Consider the following 17845-nt stretch of genomic DNA (forward strand, 5'->3'; position numbering starts at 1 on the left):
TCTCCATTCGAATCAGCTGCTTGCAGGGCATTAGGGATTTTTCGGGCGCACACAGGCACGTCGTTGACTCAGTGGTGAGAGGCGGAAGGCAGCGTCGAGCATGCGCAGGCGTCAGAACCAAGCTCTGCCGCACTCCGCGATACGCGGGGTGACCGGGTCAGCCAGCGCTGTCGCGACTGTCTGCCCAGAGCCGTCGCCCGCGCAGGGCGAGCGCCGGGCAGCTGAAGTGACGTCTACTCAGCAGAGGTAGCAGGGTGATGCGATGAACGGCGAGCACCATGCGGACTCCGGTGCTGCACAGCTCCAGTTCGTAGCCACCGCCGCCGTCGATCGCCCTGGCCACGGACGGAAGGACGGTGTGGTCGCCCAGCCACCTTCGAAGCTCGGCGTCCGTGCCTCTACTCAGTGCTTGGCTGACGCCGGCAGCGGCTCGCCGCAGGCGCTTGTACGCGGCCTCCGCATTCGGCAGCACCTCCCAGTCGAAGAGCTGGGCCAGTTCGGTGCCGTGCACGTCGAAGTACGAGGTGCACCGGTAGAGCACGCCGGGTTGGGTCATGCCGAGCCCTCCAGGCGGCGCGACAGGCAGGGTGGGTGCCGACGTCATGCGGCGCTCTCCCCCTGGCGGGGCCTTGATGCCTCGGGGCCGAGCCGGAACCAGACCTGCTTGCCTGATCTGCACGGCTCAGTGCCGAACCCATCCGCCATGGCTGCGAGCAGGAACAGCCCTCGTCCGCCTACTTCGTCGTCGGACGGCTCCCGAATGATCGGAAGGGTAGCGTCGAAGTCGCTGACCCCGACGAAGACGCCAGAGTCCGTCTCCGACAGAACAAGCTCGCAGTCACCGCGGGTGTGCTTGTAGACGTTGGTGAGCAACTCCGTGACGCCGAGCTCGGCGATGAAGCTCAACTCGGCTTTGCGCCAGAGCCGCAGGTGCACGCGGATGATCTCGCGTACCGGTTCCATGTGCTCGGGCCGGACCAGGGGGAGGCCCATGCGGTACCACCTCCCCTCGGTCGACTTGGCGGCCTCGGGCGGGTCGCTCGATTCCCCTGCGTTGAGGCAGGCATCCGGAGAACCGAGTGACGTTACGTCAGTTGCTGTGCTCTCGGTCCTCATGGCTGAGTACTCCTCAAGCGGTGCAGATCACTTCGGGCAACCAGGTAACCGCTGTTGAGTAATCGGGAGTAATGTCGGCGGGGGTGTCGAAGGGTGTTACTTCCGCTACCGATCGTGCTGGGGGCCTTGGCGATGAAACCGGTGAACACCAAACTCGAGCAGCTGCTGGAGCAGTCCGGCATCAGCCGGGGCGAGCTGAGCAGGCGAGTTCGTGCGAAGGCGAAGGAGTGGGGCCAGCCTCACATCGCGCCGGACACGACGAGCGTCCGTCGTTGGGTGGGAGGCGAGATTCCACGCCAGCCGGTGCCGGACATCCTGGCTGACGTGTTCTCCGCCGAACTCGGCTACCGGGTCACCACCTACGATCTCGGCCTCGCAGACGCCCCGTCCGCCGATCGCTCACTGGTGTACAACTCCTCGTACGCGGCTACCGTGGAAGCCGTCACCAACCTGGGGAGAGCTGACGTGGACCGTCGCAAGTTCCTGGCCATGGCACCGTTCGCCGCTGTCGCCGGCGTCGGGCCCTCGCGTGACTGGCTGCTGAGCACGCTGGACCAGTCCCCTACTCCCGGACCGCAGGTACGGCTGGAAGACGTGACGGCTGTTCGGAACATGTTCGGCGCGTTCCAGCAGATGGACATCTTCCAGGGCGGCGGCTCAGGCCGGCTCGCGCTCGCCCAGTACATGAACGCTCATGTCTACCCGCTCCTCCGCCGCACCTACACCGAACAAGTTCGGCAGGCGCTGTGCGAGGCCGCTGCCGAGCAGACGTACCTCCTCGGTTGGATGGCCTACGACAACGGCGAACACGGCACTGCCCAGCGCTACCTGATCCAGTCCCTCCGCCTCGCCGAGGAGTCGCACAACCCCGCGCTCGGCGCCCACGTGCTGGCCGGCATGGCCGACCAGGCCACCCTTCTCGGCCATCCTGAGGAGGGCCGCCGCCTCGCCCAAGCCGGACGGGCCGGACTCTCCGGGGTCTCCTCGCCCGCCTGCCTCGCCGATCTCTGGGCGCTGGAAGCTCGCGCGCTCGCCAAGCTCGGCGACAAGGTCGGCGCCGCTCAGGCCATCATCCGCTCCGAGGCCGCTTTCGAGCGGGTCCAGCCGGACCAGGACCCTGAGTGGGCGAAGTTCATCGACGCCGCCTACCTCCACGGCGAGCACGCCAACACCTTCCGCGACCTCGGCCAGCCCGAGCACGCGGCCGAGCACGCCCGCCTCTCCATCGATCACGCCAGGCAGCAGAAGCGTGCCCGGCGCGGCGCGATGTCCCAGGCAGCGCTGGCCGTCTCGCACCTGCAGCGCAACGACCTTGAAGCAGCGCATGCTGCCGGTGTGCGGACTCTCTCGCTCACCAAGCAGGTGCAGTCCTCCCGCGCCATCGAAGCCGTCCAGGACCTCCAGCGCCGTATGGAGCCGTTCGGCGGTCACCGCCTGGTGGTGGACTTCGCGGAACGGGCGCGGGAACTTACTGCCACCGCCTGATGCCAAGGTCCTCACCTGTTCGCTGAGAAAACAGCTGGGCTTTCCTCCTTCCGAGGACGGCCCAGCCTCGACGTCGGCTGGTGATCGCTGCCGCAGTGCCAGCTTCGTCTCGTGGCCTCGGTGTCTGCGCACTGGCCTCGGGCGAGTTGGCGGCGAAGGACGTCGACCCAATGGCCTCTGTTCGCTCCGTGCCAACTACGAGCTCGCCGAGCTTCGCCGGGTCGCCCACGGCCACCGCAGTCTCCCCAACATCCGGGACCTACGGGAACAGATCGCCGCTACGGTGGCGGTGTGAGCAGCCTCGAAGACTCCCGCGCCCTGCTACTCAAGGCATGCGCGGAAATCGGCCTGTCCGCAGTCGGCGCCGAACCGATCCGGATCGGGGAGAACGCGCTGTGGCGGCTGCCGCACGGGATCGTGGCCCGTATCAGCCGCCCTGGCCAAGCCGTTGCCGCAAGCCGCGAACTGGCTGTCGCCCGCTGGCTGTACGACTGCGGGGTGCTCGCGGTGCGCCCGCTCGCGCACCTGTCGGAGCCGCTCAATGTGGACGGCAACCCGGTGACCTTCTGGCACGAGCTCCCCCTGCACCAGCCAGGGGCAGCCGCCGACATCGCGCCGCTCCTCCGGCGCCTCCACGAACTCCCCATTCCCACCTTCCCTTTGGGTCACCTCGACCCATTCGTCCGGCTGGCCGGTCGGATCGACGCCGCCGCAACCCTCGACGACGACCAGCGACAGTGGCTGCGCAACCGCTTGGCCGAACTCGAAACGGCGTGGCAGGGCCTCCGGCCGAGCCTACCGACGAGCGTCATCCACGGCGACGCCTGGCGCGGCAACGTTGCGGTCACCCCCACCGCCACGTACCTGCTCGACTTCGAACGGACCTCCCTGGGGCCTCCCGAGTGGGACCTCACCGCCACCGCCGTCGGCTACGGCAGCTTCGGCTCGGTTTCGGACAGTGAGTACGCCGACTTCTGCGAGGCGTACGGAGCCGACGTGATGACCTGGGCCGGCTACCCGGTGCTGCGGAGCATCCGCGAGCTCCGGGTCACCTGCTTCGCACTCCAGCACGCGGCAGCCGATCCAACCCGACACCGGGCAGAAGCCCACTACCGTCTCTCCTGCCTGCAAGGGCAGAGCGGTCCACGCCCGTGGGGCTGGACAACTGTCAGCTGAGATGTCGATGAGAGGGACGAGCCCGACCGTGATGACTGCACCTGTGATCCGCAGTGATGTCCCCGGATCCTTCGCCTGGGGTGTCTTCCACGAGCGGCACCCGAAGCTCGTCCAGCAGGTTCTCGGCGCACTGCCGTACGGGCCGAGCGAGCGGGTCGCGATCGAGGAACTCCTCGCCGAGAGCACTGACGGTGTGCTGCAGCCGCTCAGCACCGGTGCCCACGACCACCAGCAGTGGATGGAGTGGGGTGACGGCCTGTTCGGACGGCCGTGGGGCGAGGGCGCCGTTCCTGTGGGCCGAAAGCTACTTCTACCGCAGGCTGCTCGAAGCCACCGGCTACTTCCGGCCCGGGACTTGGCAGGGCATCGACCCATTCGCACCGTTCAAGGACGCCGAACTCGCCGGCCCGGCCGTCGACGCCGAGCTGGCGGCCCTCGGCGACCTGCCCTCGGACTTCACCGACAAGCGGGCCGCCGCGCTTCTCTCCTCGGCGCTCTGGGGCAACCGTGCCGACCTGAGCTTCCAGATCACGGCGGAGGCCGGAGGATCGGTCGCCTCCGACCTGGTGGCCGACGACAGCGAGTCGCTCTGGGCCGAGCTGGAACGGGCCGTGGGCGGGCGTGTCTGCATCATCGCGGACAACACCGGCCGGGAGCTCCTGCCGGACCTGGTGCTGGTCGACCACCTCCTGGCTTCCGGTCTGGCAGCACAGGTCGTCGTCTACGTGAAGCCGCAGCCGTACTACGTGTCGGACGCGACGATGGCCGACGTCCTCGCCACCGTCCAGCGCCTGCGCACCGCCCCCACGGCGGCTGCCGCGACGATCGGCGAACGACTGTGGCAAGCGATGAGCGACGGCACGCTCGTGGTCCGCACGCACCCGTTCTTCTGCGCGCCGCTGCCGTTCCACGACATGCCGGCCGACCTCCGGTCCGAGTTCGTCGGCGCGGCGATGACGATCCTCAAGGGCGACCTCAACTACCGGCGGCTGGTGGGCGATCAGCTGTGGCCGCCCACCACTGCGTTCACCGGGGTGGCCAGCCACTTCCCCTCAGCCGTCACGGCTCTGCGGACGCTGAAGTCGGACGTGATCGTCGGCGTCGACGCTGCCGTCGTCGCTCAGCTCGACAGCGCCGGGACGCTGTGGCGCACCAACGGCCGCCACGCCGTCATCCAGGTCGACCTCCGCCGGTAGTCGAAGCGCCGTCCGTGTACCGCGCTGTCCTCGCTCGTCTGGGCGTGACACCGCACGCGTCGGAGGTGAACAGCGGCGGGTGCGGCGTGGACCTCAGTCCAGGTTCCAGGTCGTTCCGGCGAGGAGTCCGTCGAAGGCGAGGGCTCTCATGGCGGTGTCGAAGTCGTCCCACTCGTGCTCGGGTTCGACGTAGTGCGGGTCGAAGTCGGCCCGGGTGAGGTCGGGCTCGCGCCATTCGTGGGCGCAGCGGCAGCGGACGAAGATCTGGTCGTGGACGGCGAGGAGGAGCCAGTCGCGGCGGGCGCCGCAGCCGGTGCAGGTGATGGTGATGCCGCGCGGGTTGAGCTCGGCCGGGTGCGGGACGGCGCGGATGACGGCACGCGCGGGTTCGGGGGCGGGGTTGTAGAAGTCGTGGTCGTAGTCGGTCATGCGGTCCCTTCAGGTCGGCAGCGGGGCAGCAAGGGACCATACGACGTGCGCTGCGGGAATGGATCACTCCCAGCGAGAAGGACATCGAATCGACACCGTCACCGTGCTGCAGGGTAGTTGTGGCGCTCCGGCCATGCCGGGGGCGGGATTGGTGGGCGGGGCAGTGGCTCCGTACCCGCCCACCTGGGTTGGTCAGCGTGTTCGGCGTACCTGGTCGGGGGCGACCGGCGTCGGCGGTGTGATGGCCGGGGTAGCCGGTGTGCCGGTGGTGCGGCTGGTGGTACGGGCGCGGGCTGCCCTGGTGCGCAGTTCGTCGGGGGTGGCGGCTGGTGCGGGGGCGGGGAGGTTGGCGTCGCGGCGGATGCGCCAGGTGAGGACGGCGGCGGGTGAGTCGGCGGTGGCGAGTTCGCGGCGCCCGGCGGCGTTGGTGAGCAGGGTGGTCGGGTTGTGGCCGGCGGCTTCGGCCTGGGCGAGGGTGGCGGCGAGGGCTGCCCAGTTTTCCTCGGCGAGGAGGCGGGTGGCCTGGTCGGCGGGCAGGGTGCGGCGGACGGCGTCGGCCTGCCGGTCGTGGTCGGGCTTCGGGAGGCGGTGGCCTTCGAGGGTGAGGTGGGCGATCGGCTTGGCCGCTTGCCAGGTGTAGGCGGCACGAAGGTGATCGGCTGCCGTGCGGGCGGCGTCGGCCTGGTGGCGGTGGCCTTGGGCAGCGTGCCACTTGGCGATGATGATCGCGAGCAGCATGAGGCTGGACAGGATCGTGGCGGCGGCCGTGCCTTCCTCGCCGCTCCGGCTGCCGGTGGGGCCGGCGTAGAGGAGTTCGCGGGCGGCCGAGCGCATCGCTCGTACCTCCGTGCGGGCGGCTCGGGTGCGGGCGATCGCGGCGTATTCGAGGGCTCGGGCGGCCTGGTTGATCTCCTTCCGGGACAGGACGGGGCTGGTGATCGCGAGGGTGTCGAGGATCTCGATCGCGCCGCTGACCACCGCGGCGACCTGACCGGGTTGGGGCTCGTCGTCGATGACGGTGGTGGTGTGGTCGACGGTGGTGCTGGCGCGGTACCGGCCCGTGTCCGGTTGCCCTTGCCTGACCGGGCGGTGGGGTGCGGGCTGGTCGACACCGGTGGCGAAGCGCTCGTGGATCTTGGGTAGGGTGAGGTCGGCGGCGAGTTGGCTGCCGGAGAACCACACCGGGCCGCCCGGATCGCCGCTGGGCAGGGCGAACTTGTAGCCCTTGGCATCGCCGGAGGGCAGGCGGCGGACCTCGAACTCGATGCCCTGCGCGGTGAGGCGGGCGAGGAACTCCTCCTCGCCCGCCGCGCCTGCGAGGGCCCGGCGCACACCGGTCCGCAGCCGGGCCCGCCCGGTCTCCTCCTGGCCGAGGCGCTCGGCCTTGCGCAGCTCGGGGCTCTTGGCACGCTTGGGGATACCGGCCCGGTACTCGGGTGTTCGGGTGCCGGACCAGTCCTTGAGCCCGTACTCCCGCTCGATCTCGGTGAGTTCGGTCTCCGTCCGGTACTGGTCGCCCCGCAGGCGTGCCTGGGTGAGGTCGGCGCGGATCACGGTGGCGAGGATGTGGATGTGGTTGTCCCCGTGGTGGACGGCGACCCACCGGCAGCCGTCCGGATCACCGTCGGGGGCGATGCCGGCGGCGGCCACGACCCGGCGGGCGATCGCGCCCCACTCCTCGTCGCTCAGGTTCTGGTCGGTGGGGTCGGCACGGACCATGCGGTGGTAGACGTGCTTCTTGACCGGATGGCCGTAGCGCACGACGTGCAGGTCCAGGGCATCGCGCAGCTGGGCCAGGGTGGCCTCGGAGTCGCGGCCGGGGTCGGGGGCGAAGCCGTCCCAGGAGGCCACCAGGTGCGGGTCGGTGTGCTCGTTGCGTCGGCCCGGCCCGTACAGGTAGTCCAGCGCCTTGAACGTGTTCCTGCCGGAGCGGGCGGTGGTGATCACCGGCGTGCGGCCTTTGCCACCCGCATCGCCGAAGCGTCCACCTCGGCCACCGCCCTGCGGATCTCGGCCACTACCTCCTTGGCCTTGACCAGGGTGGCCTGCGCTGGGCCGTGCTCGATGTCGATTTCGGCGTTGAGCTGGAAGGCGATCTGGTTGACGTTGACACCGACCCGGGCGACCTGGAACCGCGCGGCATCCAGCGCCTGCACGGCCTGATCCAGTTGCTCGTCACGGGTCACCACGTCGGCGCCGCCGGCGGTCAGGGCCTGGCGCTCCAGGTAGTCGGCCACGTTCAGGCCGGCTGCCTGCGCGAGCCGCTTGATCTGCGCTTCGCGCTCCTCGGTGCAGCGAAAGCCGAGCTTCTTCGTCTTGGGGTTGTCGTTGTCACGTCGGCGGCGCTTGGGACGGCGGACGCTGACGCGCTCAGCAGGGGCAACAGCTCGGGCGGGCGTGGACGGCTCGACGGCGGGCGTCTTCTCCTGCTTCGCCGCGCCCTCGCGGTGAAGCTCCGGTGCTGCCGCCCTCGGCAGCACCGGCTCGTCCACGCCCTCCTGGGCGGGGGCGTCCGCGTACGTGGGCCCGTAGGGGCCCCGTACGCACTCGCTTGCTCCGCTGTTGTCGTGGAGGTGGTCAACTCCGTTGCAGTCCTGGGAGCTTACGGGCTTCCCGAGCAGGCTGTGCAGGGTTCGTCGGACGGCGTTCACGCGTGTCGTTCCTCGGTGGCGGCTGGCGATTCGGGCTGGTGAGCTTGTGGGTGGGCAGTGTCCGGGTGGTTGCCGGTTTGGCCGTGCCGGAATTCGCAGGTATGGGCGGTGCGTCAGGCGCGGCCTTCCCGGGACCGAACGCCGCGTGGGACTGGTGTCCGCGGTGCGAGTCGAGTCCGGCCGGGTGCAGTGACCGGGCGGTGGTGGCCTTCTGCCGAGTACGGCGGTGGGTCGGCAGAAGTCGGTGTCCGGCTGACCGACCCGGTCGGTCAGCCGGACACCGAGGCTGGTCAGTCGGTCTCCGGGTGCGGAGGGTTCTGTTCGTCGGCTTGCTCCTCGCGGAGCTTTCGCATCAGCTCGGTGAGGCGGGTACTGCCGAGCGGAAGGCCGGCGTCGCGGACGGCCTGTTCGACGATCGCGCGGGTGAGACGGCCCTCGGCGGCGACCGCCGCGCGGCCCACCTCCAGCAGTCGCTCCATCGGCGCGCCCGGCGGACGCCCGATCGGCTTGTTCTCCGCCCCGGCGGCACCTTCGGCGGCTTCGGCCTGGGGGTCAGGGTCATCGGCCGGTTGGTCGTCGGCTTCTGCCGGTTCGGGGTCGGGCAGCGCGTCGCGCCACTCTGCGGGCAGAAGTCCGGCGGCGGACATGAGCGTCAGGAGCGCGTTCTCGTCGCTGCGGTCCTTCGCTCGTTCCGGCCGGAGCTCCGGTTCAGGGTCGGCGGTCACCGGGTCGGCAGAAGTCTCGGTGCGCGGAAGGGCGTTCTGCTCATCGGGAGCGGTTGGGGTGTCGTGCCCGTGGCGGGCGATGAGGATGTAGAGGTGGACGGCGCCGCCGAGGGCGAGCGGGGCGAGGGTGGACAGGGCACCGACGACGGTGTCGGTGAGCCTCAGCCCGCTGCTAGCGGTGGGCAGTTGGTTGAGGCGGACGGCGTGCAGGGCGTTGGCCCAGACGCTGGTCGCGGTCGCTCCGGCAAACAGCATCCAGGCGTAGGCGCGGGCGGGCCATCGAGCCTCGCGCAGGACGAGCAGGGCGCGCACACCGTAGGCGATGAAGCCGTCGACGATGATCGGGAACAGGTAGGTGAGCGGTCCGCGCACGTGGGTCGCGCCGGCCATCTGCCGCAGCGCGTCGTAGGACAGGACGAAGCCGAGGACGCCGAGCAGGGCGACGGCGAGGCGGTCCCAGAGGGTGACCTGGGCGGACGGGGTGCGGGCAGGGGGTATCGCGATGGTGGTCAAGGGTGGTGCTCCAGGGGTGGCCTCGCCGCATGCAGGTATGGCGAAGCGGCGAGGCGAGGGCGGGGTGAAGTTCGGGGAGGTCGGCGCACCGGCCGGGGCGTACCGGGCACCGGCACCGGTCAGGCGGCGCGTAGCCTGCGGCGGTCGGTGCCGGTGAGGATCGCGCGCTCGCACATCTCGGCGAGGCGGGAGGCGGTGCGGTCGCCGAGGGCGTTCTTGATATCGCCGGGCGCCAGGTTAGTGGTGAAGATCGTCGGGAGCAGGTGCTCGTAGCGGTGGTCGACCAGCCGCAGGGTGAGCTCCTCGGTCCACTCGGACGCCTTGGCGGCGCCGAGGTCGTCGAGGACCAGCAGCGGACTCGCCATCAGATCGCGCATCTCCCGCTCGGTGTCCGCGCCCTGGCGGGGCCGCTGGGAGGCGTACAGCTCCGTGGCGGTGAGCTTGGTCCAGCGCAGACGCACACCGGCCTTCAGCAGGCTGCGGATCGCTCCGTACGCCTGGTGGGTCTTGCCCGAGCCGGTGGGTCCGGCAATCAGGAGGGAGGGCCCCTGGGCGATGCCCAGGGTGCTGCCGGGGCCGGGTCGGCAGGCCAGGGTGACCTGCTGGACCCAGGTCGTGACCTCCGGGTGGTCGGCTTCGGCGAGGCGGTAGCGCGGGGGGATGCGGCGGTCGGCGAGCTCCAGCGCGGTGGAGGGCTGGTCGGTGTCGGGCAACGGCCGGTCGGGGTCGATGCCCTTTGCGGCCAGCATCCGCTCCAGGCGCAGGACGGCGCCGGAGGCCGCCTGCGGGTCGCGACGCTCGTCCGTGCGGCGGGGGTTGGGCAGGCCGGTCATCACAGGTCCCCCTCGTAGTAGTCGCGGGCGTCGGCCGGGTTGGCGAATGGCCGGTACGGCGCGCGGGCAGCGCTCTGCCCGGCGCGGGAGGGCGCGGCGGGCTGGGCGTTGATCGCCTCGTGGACCATGCTCGGCAGCACGCTCGGGCTCATCGGCTTCGCTGCGTACAGCCGCAGCCCGGCGCGGATGTCGTCGTCGCTGGTGCCGCCGTCGAGCAGGTCCTTGATGACCTTGCCGAGGTGCCCCCGCACGTTGGCCGGTACCGGCTTCCGGCAGCCGGCGACGTACTCGGCCACCAGGTCGCCCGCGTTCACCGACGGCTTGCTGGTGGGCGCGGCGACCAGGACCGGGCCGTCCCGGTCAGGTGCTGCCGACGAGGGTGCCGGGGTGGGCGCGGCGCCGCCGCCCCCTTCAGGGGTAGATCCATGGTCCAAGGTCCATGGTCCAGGCACGACGTTCTCCGGAGCCCTCCGGAGAGACTCCGGAGAAGCGGTCTGACCTGCGCTTTCGCTCGGCCCTGCCGCAGCTGGCACCGGCAGGGCCACGGCGGGGGTGGACTCGGCGTCGGCCGCGAAGGGCCGCTGGGCGGGGAGGGCCTCCGCGAGGGTCGCGAGCGGCTCCGGAAGGCTCCGGAAGTTCTCCGGAGCCGGGCGCGCGCAGCCCTGGCCCTTGGCCTTGCACTTGCCGCACCAACCGGCGGGCTCGTGGACGGGGCAGGAGGGCAGGCGCGATGCGGTGGGGTGGGAGATCTTCTGGTGCTCGTGCCACTTGGTGACGTGCAGGTACTGGCGGCCGTCGCAGCCGGTGTACCGGCAGATCAGACCGGTCTCGGCGAGCTGGCGCAGCTCGTCCTCGGTGTCGAGCGCGGTGTGCTCGGGCCGCAGCGACCACAGCGCGCCGTTGAGGACGGCCGCGTTGTCGCGCTGGCGCCCCTCGTCGTCGGCCTGGGTGAGCAGGCAGACGAACGTGCGCTCGGCGGCCAGGGAGACCGAGGCGAGGTCTTCCGAGACGGGGTACTCGGGCTTGATGGTGCGGATGCGCGCCATGGCCTACCACCCCGCCTTCGGGGAGGAGGTGTGCGAGGCAGGTGCGCCACACAGGGGCGACGCCGTACGCTGGAGCACGTTGGTCCTTCCTCGGTGCGCGCATGGGCTGCAACCCTGCACCGTGGTCGATCGTCGTGGATGGGCGGTTTTGGGACCTTTCAGGCCCTCGGTGTTGATAGCACCGGGGGCCTTCGGCCTTTTCTGGGTGAGCGCAGCACCGCGCCGCGATGCGGTTTGGCTTGACATGCGCTTCACCGTGCATCACCATGGCACCCTGGCGGCCGTTATGCAAGCCGCCTCAGGATCAGATGCGAGGTGAATTGATGCCCGGGACGGACGAGCCCACGGACGACACGACTGGCGGGCCGGAAGCGGAGTCGCCAGGAAGCGAGCCTGCAGGCCCGGGAGCCCCCGCTGGCATGAGCGAGGAGAATGCGGCCGAGCGTGTCCGAATGGAGCGCGAGCGCCGCGGCTGGAGCACCGGCGAGCTGGCCAAGCGCATGACCGAGGCCGGCTACCCGATCAACCAGTCCTCGGTCTGGCGCATCGAAAGCGGCGAGCCGCGCCGACGGATCAACCTCAACGAGGCGATCGGCTTCGCCAAGGTCTTCGACCTGCCCCTGGAGGACCTCCTCGGCCCGCCGACCTCTCCCGAAGAGAAGATCATGCAGGAACTCGCCGACCACGTGGTCCAGGGCTACCGACTAGCTGCGCAGGGCGCCGAGTTCACAACCAAGGCTTTGGCGGCCGCCGAGAAGTACTGCCAGGACTTCCCCCACAACCGCAAACGGCTGCGCGGGAAGATCGCGATCGGCCTCTCCTTCGAGTACCGCAGATACGCGCCCACGCCGCTGGTGCAGGAGTTCCTCCGGGGCGGCAAGATGCCGTCCGAGCCGGTCCACACCGACGAGTGACCCGGCCGCGTCCGTCACCCAGGCCGCTGTCGACCGTTCGCCAGGACCACTCGAGATCGTCTTTGGAAAACGGCCGGGCCGCTCCTACTGTGCTCGCGAGCCCGACCAGCCATTTGGCGCGGCCGGGATCCAGAGCTAACGTCACACCCCACGCGGCCACCAACCGCGCAGCGCCCATCCACGACGTCGACCACGGTGCAGGGTTGCAGCCCATGCGCGCACCGAGGAGGGACCCGCATGCCGCCTCAGCAATACGCAGCTGCAGCCCGCAGCTTCTGCCTGGCCACCGCCGCGCGGTTCGTCTCGGGCTCCGCCGTGACCACCCCCAGCGCCTCCCCCAGACCCATCTGACGGGTCTGTCCCCAGCTGCCGTCCGCAGCCGCAGGCCACCTGCGCTGGACGCCGACGCAGCTTCTCCGCCGTGCCACCGCGACAGACCGCGGCCAGCCCGGCTCCTGCGATCTCGACGCTGACGTCCGATCGCCGCCTTCTCGCTCCCAGTCGGGAGCCACCCTCTCCCCCAACCGCCCATCCACGATGTCGCCATGCGGTAGCCCGGGTTGCAGCCCGCCGGCCACCGCAAGAGGATCCACATGCCCCAGCTGTCCCTCAGCGCCGCCCAGCCGGACGCCCGCTCTGCGGCCACCTGTCTGAAGGCCCTTCAGTTCCCAGCGACGGCGGCTCGGCCAGCACTGGCCACTACCAACTTCCCCCGCTCCAGCCGCGTGATCGACGGCTCGCTCGCAGCGCTACGTGACCGGGAGCCCGCCGGTGACCCCTCGGTGGGCCTGGCGGTCTGCACGCCCAACGACGCAGTCGTGGGCCGCTTCCACACCGGCCGCCGAATCGACAACCGCCCTGAGTCGCTACCCAACTGGCGGGTCTCCACCACCACCCCGGAGACTGCTGCAGCGATCTCCCAACTCCTCGGCGGCACAACGGCCGACGACTGGGCCCAGGGGGTAGTGACCGGTTCTCCTGCGGTTCGTGTCGTCCTCGACGGCGTGGACTCCGTCACGACAGAGCTGCGGCTGTGGGGGCCGCAGGGACTCGTCCACCACTGTGACGGCGCCCTGTTCCTCTCGCCGACCGAGGTCCAGGGGACTCCATGTGGCTGCCCCGAGTCCTCCGAGGAACGGGCGGCGCTGGCGAAGAAGCTGCGGGCTCCGCAGCCCGCGACCACCGTGGTCTTCCGACTGGCGGGGCGCTACGACCTCGGACGGTTCGAGTTCAGTTCGCCCTCTCGGATCCTCGCCGACGCAGCGGTCACGACCCGCGCCCAGCTAGCCGGTATCGCAGGAGAAGCGCTCTGTGAACTGGCACTTGAGCTCGTCACGGTCACGGTGGGCGGTGGCGTCGAGGTCTCGTACCGCAAGCCGACGCTGACGGTCCTCGGCCCCTGGAGCTAGGCCCTGCCACTCCGATCATCGGACCGTTAGCTTCATATGGCTGGTTGTGGTGATCTGGCGGATGCGGAATGAGCTTGGCTGGCGCCGCTTCTGCCGGTGCGTGGTGGACGTTGCCGCAGGTGGCGGGACCATCGACAGGTGATCAACAGTGTCCTGCACCGAGTTCGGACCGGAGTGCAGTGGCGCAACCTGCTGGAGCGGTTCGGCCCATGGAAGACCGAACCACGATGCACCCAACTACCGCTACCACCATGCCCGTTGCAGCGTCAAGTATGATCGCGCCCAAGCAGGTTTTTTGCAGGATTTGACCACGCAGCCATATAGGCAGGTCAGCAGGTGCCCTGAGGCCATTTCAGGTCCGATGATGCTCGCGAAGCGCCTGGCGATAGAACCCACGTCGGGCCGTTGACCTGTGACAACGCCATCGATCAACAGCCTTGCAGCAACACAGTATTGATTAGAGCGAAACGCGGCTTCAAACGCCGAGCGAGCGTACGCTCGCGGCTATCGCGTGAAGCGCACGCATCCGATCGCAGGAGTAGAACGATGCCCAAGGGTCACAAGTGTCCGGTTTGTTCCACCCACACGCTGCAACGGATCAGCACGAACCGGCTCCAGTGCTCGAAGTGCAAATCGATCTTCACTATGGATGTGATCGTCGGAAGCTGACGTCGGGCCTTCACCCCGGATCTTGGACACGGGTTATGCGGCTTGTGCCAGCGTAGTTGATGTTGTGTTGAGTGCGTGCTCGTAGGCGATCGGGCTGCGCTGTCCCAAGCGGGAGTGGCGGCGGACGGTGTTGTAGCGGTGCAGCCAGCGAAAGAGTTCGAGTCGGGCCTCGCGCTCGTTTGGCCAGCCCTTTCGTCCCTGCAGTCGGCCTCGGGGATCAATGGAACCGTGGTTGGCGCTGAGATTGATCATGGTGTGGGCTTGGCCGCTGTTTCATAGGTGGTCGCTCGTGAAACACTCGGCCGTACGCCGGGCTACCTGCACCGATCACGTTTCATGAGTTGTTGCAAACGGCTGGACACCTGAAACACCCTCATGAAACGCTCAGCGGTCGTGAGCGACGACTTCAAGCGCGTGGAATCGCACGACTGCCCGATGTCTACCTGCGCCGCCCCCGCAGGCTCCCCGTGCCGCACCGGCAAGGGGAAGGTGGCCATCCAGTACCACACCGCCCGCTTCCGCCTCGTGCCCCAGCTCGCCAAGGTGCTGAGCGTGCCGACCCCAGCCGTACGCAAGCCGGGGTCCGTGTGGGCCGAGCTGCCTCGGCCGGTGAGCGCCGGCGCCGAACCGGTCGGGCACGTCCGTCTCGGGTACGCCCGTGCCTCGACCGCCCGGCAGTCCCTGGACGCGCAGCTCGACTCCCTCACCGAAGCCGGGGTCACCCGGGTCTTCGCGGAGAAGATCTCCACTCGCGCGACCCGGCGCCCCGAGCTGGAGGCCGCGGTGAGGCTCGCCGGGGAGATCCGCTCTTCCGGCGTCCGCGTCACCCTGGTCGTCCACGAGCACAAGCGGCTCGGCCGCGGGATCGAACTCGCCATGCTCGCCGAAGAGCTGAAGGCCGGTGACGTCGGGCTGGAGTTCCTCACCGGCGAGCTCAAGGGCTCGCACGACCCTTCCGGCATCGTGTTCACCGTGCTCGCCGCGATGTCCGGCATGGAGCGCGAGTACATCCGCGACCGCACTCTGGAGGGCCACGAGTCCGCCCGCAAGCGCGGCAAGACCATCGGCGGCGCCGGCGTCACCGACGAGTCCATGCTGTCCATGGCCCTCCACCTGCGCGACCAGGAGATGAGCCTGCGCGACATCGCCAAGCGGCTCGTCATCACCACGGGCGCGAAAAGGGGCCAGCACCCCTCGCCCGCCACCGTCATGCGGATGCTGCGCGAGCACGACGAGCAGACGGCCCAAGCCCCGGCGAGACTCGGAGCATGAGCGGGAGATCGTGGCCGACCATCCGGGACTGGCTCGACAACGCGGCCGGCGACAATATCGCGGACATCCTGGTGCAGGGGCACCGCGGCCGGCAGCTACTGGAGTTCTACGCCGAGGACGTGACCGACACCGTGAAGGCTGCGTTCGGCGAGGTGACCGGCTTCGGGGATCAGTCAGGACGTGGCTAGCGGTAAGCCCCTGACGATCACGTCGATCGCCAAGATCCTCGGAGTGTCGTCACAGCAGGAAGCTCAGCCGCTCGTCCGCCATGCCCGGGGCGATCTCGATGATCTCGGCCGTGACGACGTCCTGGGCGACGAACGGGTCCTCATCCACGCGCTTACGCAGTTCCTCGGGCGAGGTGTTGTGGGCGAGGACCGCGCCGCCGAGGCCCGGCTGGATGCTGCCGACCAGGAGGAAGACCCCGTCGTCCAGGCCGCGCTTGATCCACTCTTGGTGGCCGGCCATGTGCTGGGCGGCGGCGGCCTTGTTGTCGGAGAACCGGAGCAGGACCACGAACATGCTTTCTCTCATCTCTCGTAGGTGTGCAGCCACTCGCGCATCCGGTCGACTTCGCGCTGGATGAACGCCTCGTCGTGGAAGGCGTTGGCCATGACGGCGACGCCCTGGCTGAACGCCAGCACGTGCATCGCCAGCTCGTCGGCCTGCTCGGCATGCTCGAGCAGCACGAACTGCTCGCGCAGCCAGGTGCGGAACAGGGTGAACAGGCGGCCGGCCTGGCCCAGCATGGCGTGCTCCAGCTTGGCCAGCTCCGTGGTCAGGGTGCCCACCGGGCAGCCGTAGTCCTGGATGTCGGCGCGGTTGGTCAGCACGATCTCCACGTACCGCATGATCCGCCCGGCCGGGGTCGGCGCTTCGGCCTCCCACTGCTCCAGCATCCGCCGGGTGTCGGCGAGGCGGGCGTCGATCACCGCGTCCAGGATCGCGTCCTTGGACTTGAAGTGGTAGTAGAAGTTGCCCCTCGACAGGCCGACCGCACCGGCGATGTCCGCGAACGAGGTGTGCTCGTAACCGCCGTGGTAGAAGAGCCGGTCGGCCGCCGCCACGATCTGTTCCCGGGTCGCCACAGCAGCCATGGTGATCCCCTTCCGATGCCGTAGGACAGTCGACCTAGAGGCACAACGTAGGACAGCCGTCCTAGATCGTCAAGCCGTTGACACCGCCGAGACCAGCGGCCTAGCGTGACGGCGCTCTAGGACAGCTGTCCTACGATCTTCGCCGCACCGCAGGAGTTCCGCATGCACCTCGACCTGTTCGCGCCGTTCGACCTGGGCGGCCTCACGCTCGCCAACCGGATGGTGATGGCGCCGATGACCCGCAACCGCGCCGCCGCCGACGGGTGCGTTCCCGCGCTGATGGTCGACCACTACCGTCAGCGCGCCACCGCGGGCCTGATCGTCGCGGAATCCACCACCGTCTCCCCGCAGGCGGTGGGCTACCCCTTCACGCCCGGCCTGTACACCGGCGCCCAGGCGGAGAGCTGGCGGCGCCTGACCGACGCCGTCCACGAGGAGGGTGGGCGGATCTTCGTCCAGCTGCAGCACTGCGGCCGCATCTCCCACCCGAGCCTGCTGGACGGGCAGGAGCCCGTCGCCCCCTCGGCGCTCGCACCCGCGGGCCAGGCCGTCACCTACAGCGGCCCGCAGGACTTCGTGACGCCCCGCGCGCTCGACGCCGGCGAGCTGCCGGACGTCGTCGACCAGTTCCGTCGCGCCGCCGAGCTGGCCAGGCAGGCGGGCTTCGACGGCATCGAGGTCCACGCAGGCAACGGCTACCTGATCGACCAGTTCCTGCGTGATGGGACCAACCACCGCACGGACGCGTACGGCGGCAGCGCGGCCAACCGCATGCGCCTGCTGAACGAGATCCTCGACGCCGTCGGCGAGCACTGGGCCGCCGAGCGGGTGGGCGTGCGCCTGACGCCGGAGAACGGCTTCAACTCGATGTCGGACTCCGACCCGCAGGGCCACTTCGAGTACTTCCTCGGGCAGCTGAGCCCGCGCGGGCTGGCGTACGCGCACGTCCTGGAGGGCGGCATGGCAACGACGGGCGTCTTCCTCGACTACCGCGCGCTGCGGGAGCGGTTCGCCGGCGCGTACATCGCCAACAACGGCTACGACCTCGCCCGCGCCCAAGCGGCCGTGGACGCCGGTGATGCCGACCTGGTCGCCTTCGGCACGCCGTTCATCGCCAACCCGGACCTGGTCCGCCGCTACCGGGAGAACCTCCCGCTGGCCGCAGCCGACCCCGCCACGTTCTACGGCGGAGGACAGGCCGGCTACACGGACTACCCGTCCTACCAGGGCGACGCAGCCCAGAGCGGCGCCCTCGCGACCGCGGCCGACGTCCAGGCCGTGGCCGGGTCCGCACGCTGATCAGCCCCCAGGCCG

General features: G+C 69.8%; 19 protein-coding genes and 1 pseudogene. 9 read left to right on the forward strand and 11 right to left on the reverse strand.

The genetic code is table 11. The features are described 5' to 3' along the window. Nucleotides 1–157: 157 nt before the first annotated feature. Entirely contained in the window at nucleotides 158–604 is a 447-nt protein-coding gene (locus ABT095_RS15310) for a hypothetical protein (RefSeq protein ID WP_350529874.1), read from the reverse strand. Next, nucleotides 601–1116 (reverse strand): ATP-binding protein, encoded by a 516-nt coding sequence (locus ABT095_RS15315; protein ID WP_350529875.1) that lies wholly within the window; start codon nucleotides 1114–1116, stop codon nucleotides 601–603. Before ABT095_RS15315 ends, ABT095_RS15310 begins: the two co-directional genes overlap by 4 nt. Nucleotides 1117–1248: 132 nt before the next feature. Between ABT095_RS15315 and ABT095_RS15320 the strand changes: the two genes are divergently transcribed. From ABT095_RS15320 to ABT095_RS15330, 3 genes are all read left to right on the forward strand, one after another. Continuing rightward, entirely contained in the window at nucleotides 1249–2601 is a 1353-nt protein-coding gene (locus tag ABT095_RS15320; RefSeq protein WP_350529876.1) for an NsdA family TPR-like regulatory protein, read from the forward strand. 291 nt (nucleotides 2602–2892) lie between these two features. Continuing rightward, nucleotides 2893–3777, forward strand: a complete 885-nt coding sequence (locus ABT095_RS15325) for a phosphotransferase (RefSeq protein ID WP_350529877.1) — start codon at nucleotides 2893–2895, stop codon at nucleotides 3775–3777. Nucleotides 3778–4025: 248 nt separating this feature from the next. Next, complete coding sequence (locus ABT095_RS15330) at nucleotides 4026–4973, forward strand: damage-control phosphatase ARMT1 family protein (RefSeq protein WP_350529878.1); 948 nt, start codon at nucleotides 4026–4028, stop codon at nucleotides 4971–4973. A 93-nt stretch (nucleotides 4974–5066) separates the two neighbouring features. Here the strand turns inward: ABT095_RS15330 and ABT095_RS15335 are convergent, their stop codons facing one another. The 6 genes from ABT095_RS15335 to ABT095_RS15360 all read right to left on the reverse strand — a co-directional run bounded on the left by ABT095_RS15335 (nucleotide 5067) and on the right by ABT095_RS15360 (nucleotide 11170). Continuing rightward, nucleotides 5067–5402: a hypothetical protein gene (locus ABT095_RS15335; protein WP_350529879.1), complete on the reverse strand. Its 336-nt coding sequence runs from the start codon at nucleotides 5400–5402 to the stop codon at nucleotides 5067–5069. 192 nt (nucleotides 5403–5594) lie between these two features. Continuing rightward, on the reverse strand, nucleotides 5595–7349 hold the full coding sequence (locus ABT095_RS15340) for a relaxase/mobilization nuclease domain-containing protein (protein WP_350529880.1): 1755 nt from the start codon (nucleotides 7347–7349) through the stop codon (nucleotides 5595–5597). Then, a complete protein-coding gene (locus ABT095_RS15345; protein ID WP_350529881.1) occupies nucleotides 7346–7894 on the reverse strand; it encodes a plasmid mobilization protein in 549 nt (182 codons plus the stop codon). Before ABT095_RS15345 ends, ABT095_RS15340 begins: the two co-directional genes overlap by 4 nt. A 449-nt stretch (nucleotides 7895–8343) precedes the next feature. Beyond that, nucleotides 8344–9291, reverse strand: coding sequence for a DUF2637 domain-containing protein (locus ABT095_RS15350; RefSeq protein WP_350529882.1), 948 nt, complete (start codon nucleotides 9289–9291; stop codon nucleotides 8344–8346). Between the two features lie 119 nt (nucleotides 9292–9410). Continuing rightward, a complete protein-coding gene (locus ABT095_RS15355) occupies nucleotides 9411–10124 on the reverse strand; it encodes an ATP-binding protein (RefSeq protein ID WP_502884878.1) in 714 nt (237 codons plus the stop codon). Next, nucleotides 10124–11170, reverse strand: coding sequence for a hypothetical protein (locus ABT095_RS15360; protein WP_350529883.1), 1047 nt, complete (start codon nucleotides 11168–11170; stop codon nucleotides 10124–10126). The genes ABT095_RS15355 and ABT095_RS15360 overlap by 1 nt, the downstream gene beginning before the upstream one ends. A gap of 419 nt (nucleotides 11171–11589) precedes the next feature. Here ABT095_RS15360 and ABT095_RS15365 point away from each other — a divergent pair, with 419 nt between their 5' ends. The 3 genes and pseudogenes from ABT095_RS15365 to ABT095_RS15375 all read left to right on the forward strand — a co-directional run. Further along, the gene (locus ABT095_RS15365) at nucleotides 11590–12084 is read left to right on the forward strand and encodes a helix-turn-helix transcriptional regulator (protein WP_344468825.1); all 495 of its coding nucleotides are present in this window, start codon (nucleotides 11590–11592) and stop codon (nucleotides 12082–12084) included. 593 nt (nucleotides 12085–12677) lie between these two features. Next, a complete protein-coding gene (locus ABT095_RS15370; RefSeq protein WP_350529884.1) occupies nucleotides 12678–13493 on the forward strand; it encodes a recombination directionality factor in 816 nt (271 codons plus the stop codon). Between the two features lie 78 nt (nucleotides 13494–13571). After that, nucleotides 13572–13712 (forward strand): annotated as a pseudogene (locus tag ABT095_RS15375) (transposase); the annotation flags it as partial. Nucleotides 13713–14195: 483 nt separating this feature from the next. On the opposite strand, the gene ABT095_RS15380 reads toward ABT095_RS15375, so the two are convergent. Continuing rightward, entirely contained in the window at nucleotides 14196–14414 is a 219-nt protein-coding gene (locus ABT095_RS15380; RefSeq protein WP_502884879.1) for an integrase core domain-containing protein, read from the reverse strand. Nucleotides 14415–14537: 123 nt separating this feature from the next. Between ABT095_RS15380 and ABT095_RS15385 the strand changes: the two genes are divergently transcribed. Continuing rightward, a complete protein-coding gene (locus tag ABT095_RS15385) occupies nucleotides 14538–15434 on the forward strand; it encodes a recombinase family protein (protein ID WP_502884880.1) in 897 nt (298 codons plus the stop codon). Continuing rightward, nucleotides 15431–15622, forward strand: coding sequence for a hypothetical protein (locus tag ABT095_RS15390; RefSeq protein ID WP_350529886.1), 192 nt, complete (start codon nucleotides 15431–15433; stop codon nucleotides 15620–15622). Before ABT095_RS15385 ends, ABT095_RS15390 begins: the two co-directional genes overlap by 4 nt. Nucleotides 15623–15671: 49 nt before the next feature. Here the strand turns inward: ABT095_RS15390 and ABT095_RS15395 are convergent, their stop codons facing one another. Both ABT095_RS15395 and ABT095_RS15400 read right to left on the reverse strand, forming a co-directional pair. Next, entirely contained in the window at nucleotides 15672–15956 is a 285-nt protein-coding gene (locus tag ABT095_RS15395; RefSeq protein ID WP_350529887.1) for a YciI family protein, read from the reverse strand. Nucleotides 15957–15964: 8 nt separating this feature from the next. Next, nucleotides 15965–16531 carry a TetR/AcrR family transcriptional regulator gene (locus ABT095_RS15400; protein WP_350529888.1) on the reverse strand — a complete coding sequence of 189 codons (567 nt, stop codon included), beginning with the start codon at nucleotides 16529–16531 and terminating at the stop codon, nucleotides 15965–15967. Between the two features lie 162 nt (nucleotides 16532–16693). On the opposite strand from ABT095_RS15400, the gene ABT095_RS15405 reads away from it, so the two are divergent. Continuing rightward, nucleotides 16694–17830 carry an alkene reductase gene (locus ABT095_RS15405; RefSeq protein ID WP_350529889.1) on the forward strand — a complete coding sequence of 379 codons (1137 nt, stop codon included), beginning with the start codon at nucleotides 16694–16696 and terminating at the stop codon, nucleotides 17828–17830. Nucleotides 17831–17845 lie beyond the last annotated feature (15 nt).

The organism is Kitasatospora sp. NPDC002227 (assembly GCF_040296285.1).
Classification (GTDB): Bacteria; Actinomycetota; Actinomycetes; order Streptomycetales; family Streptomycetaceae; genus Kitasatospora.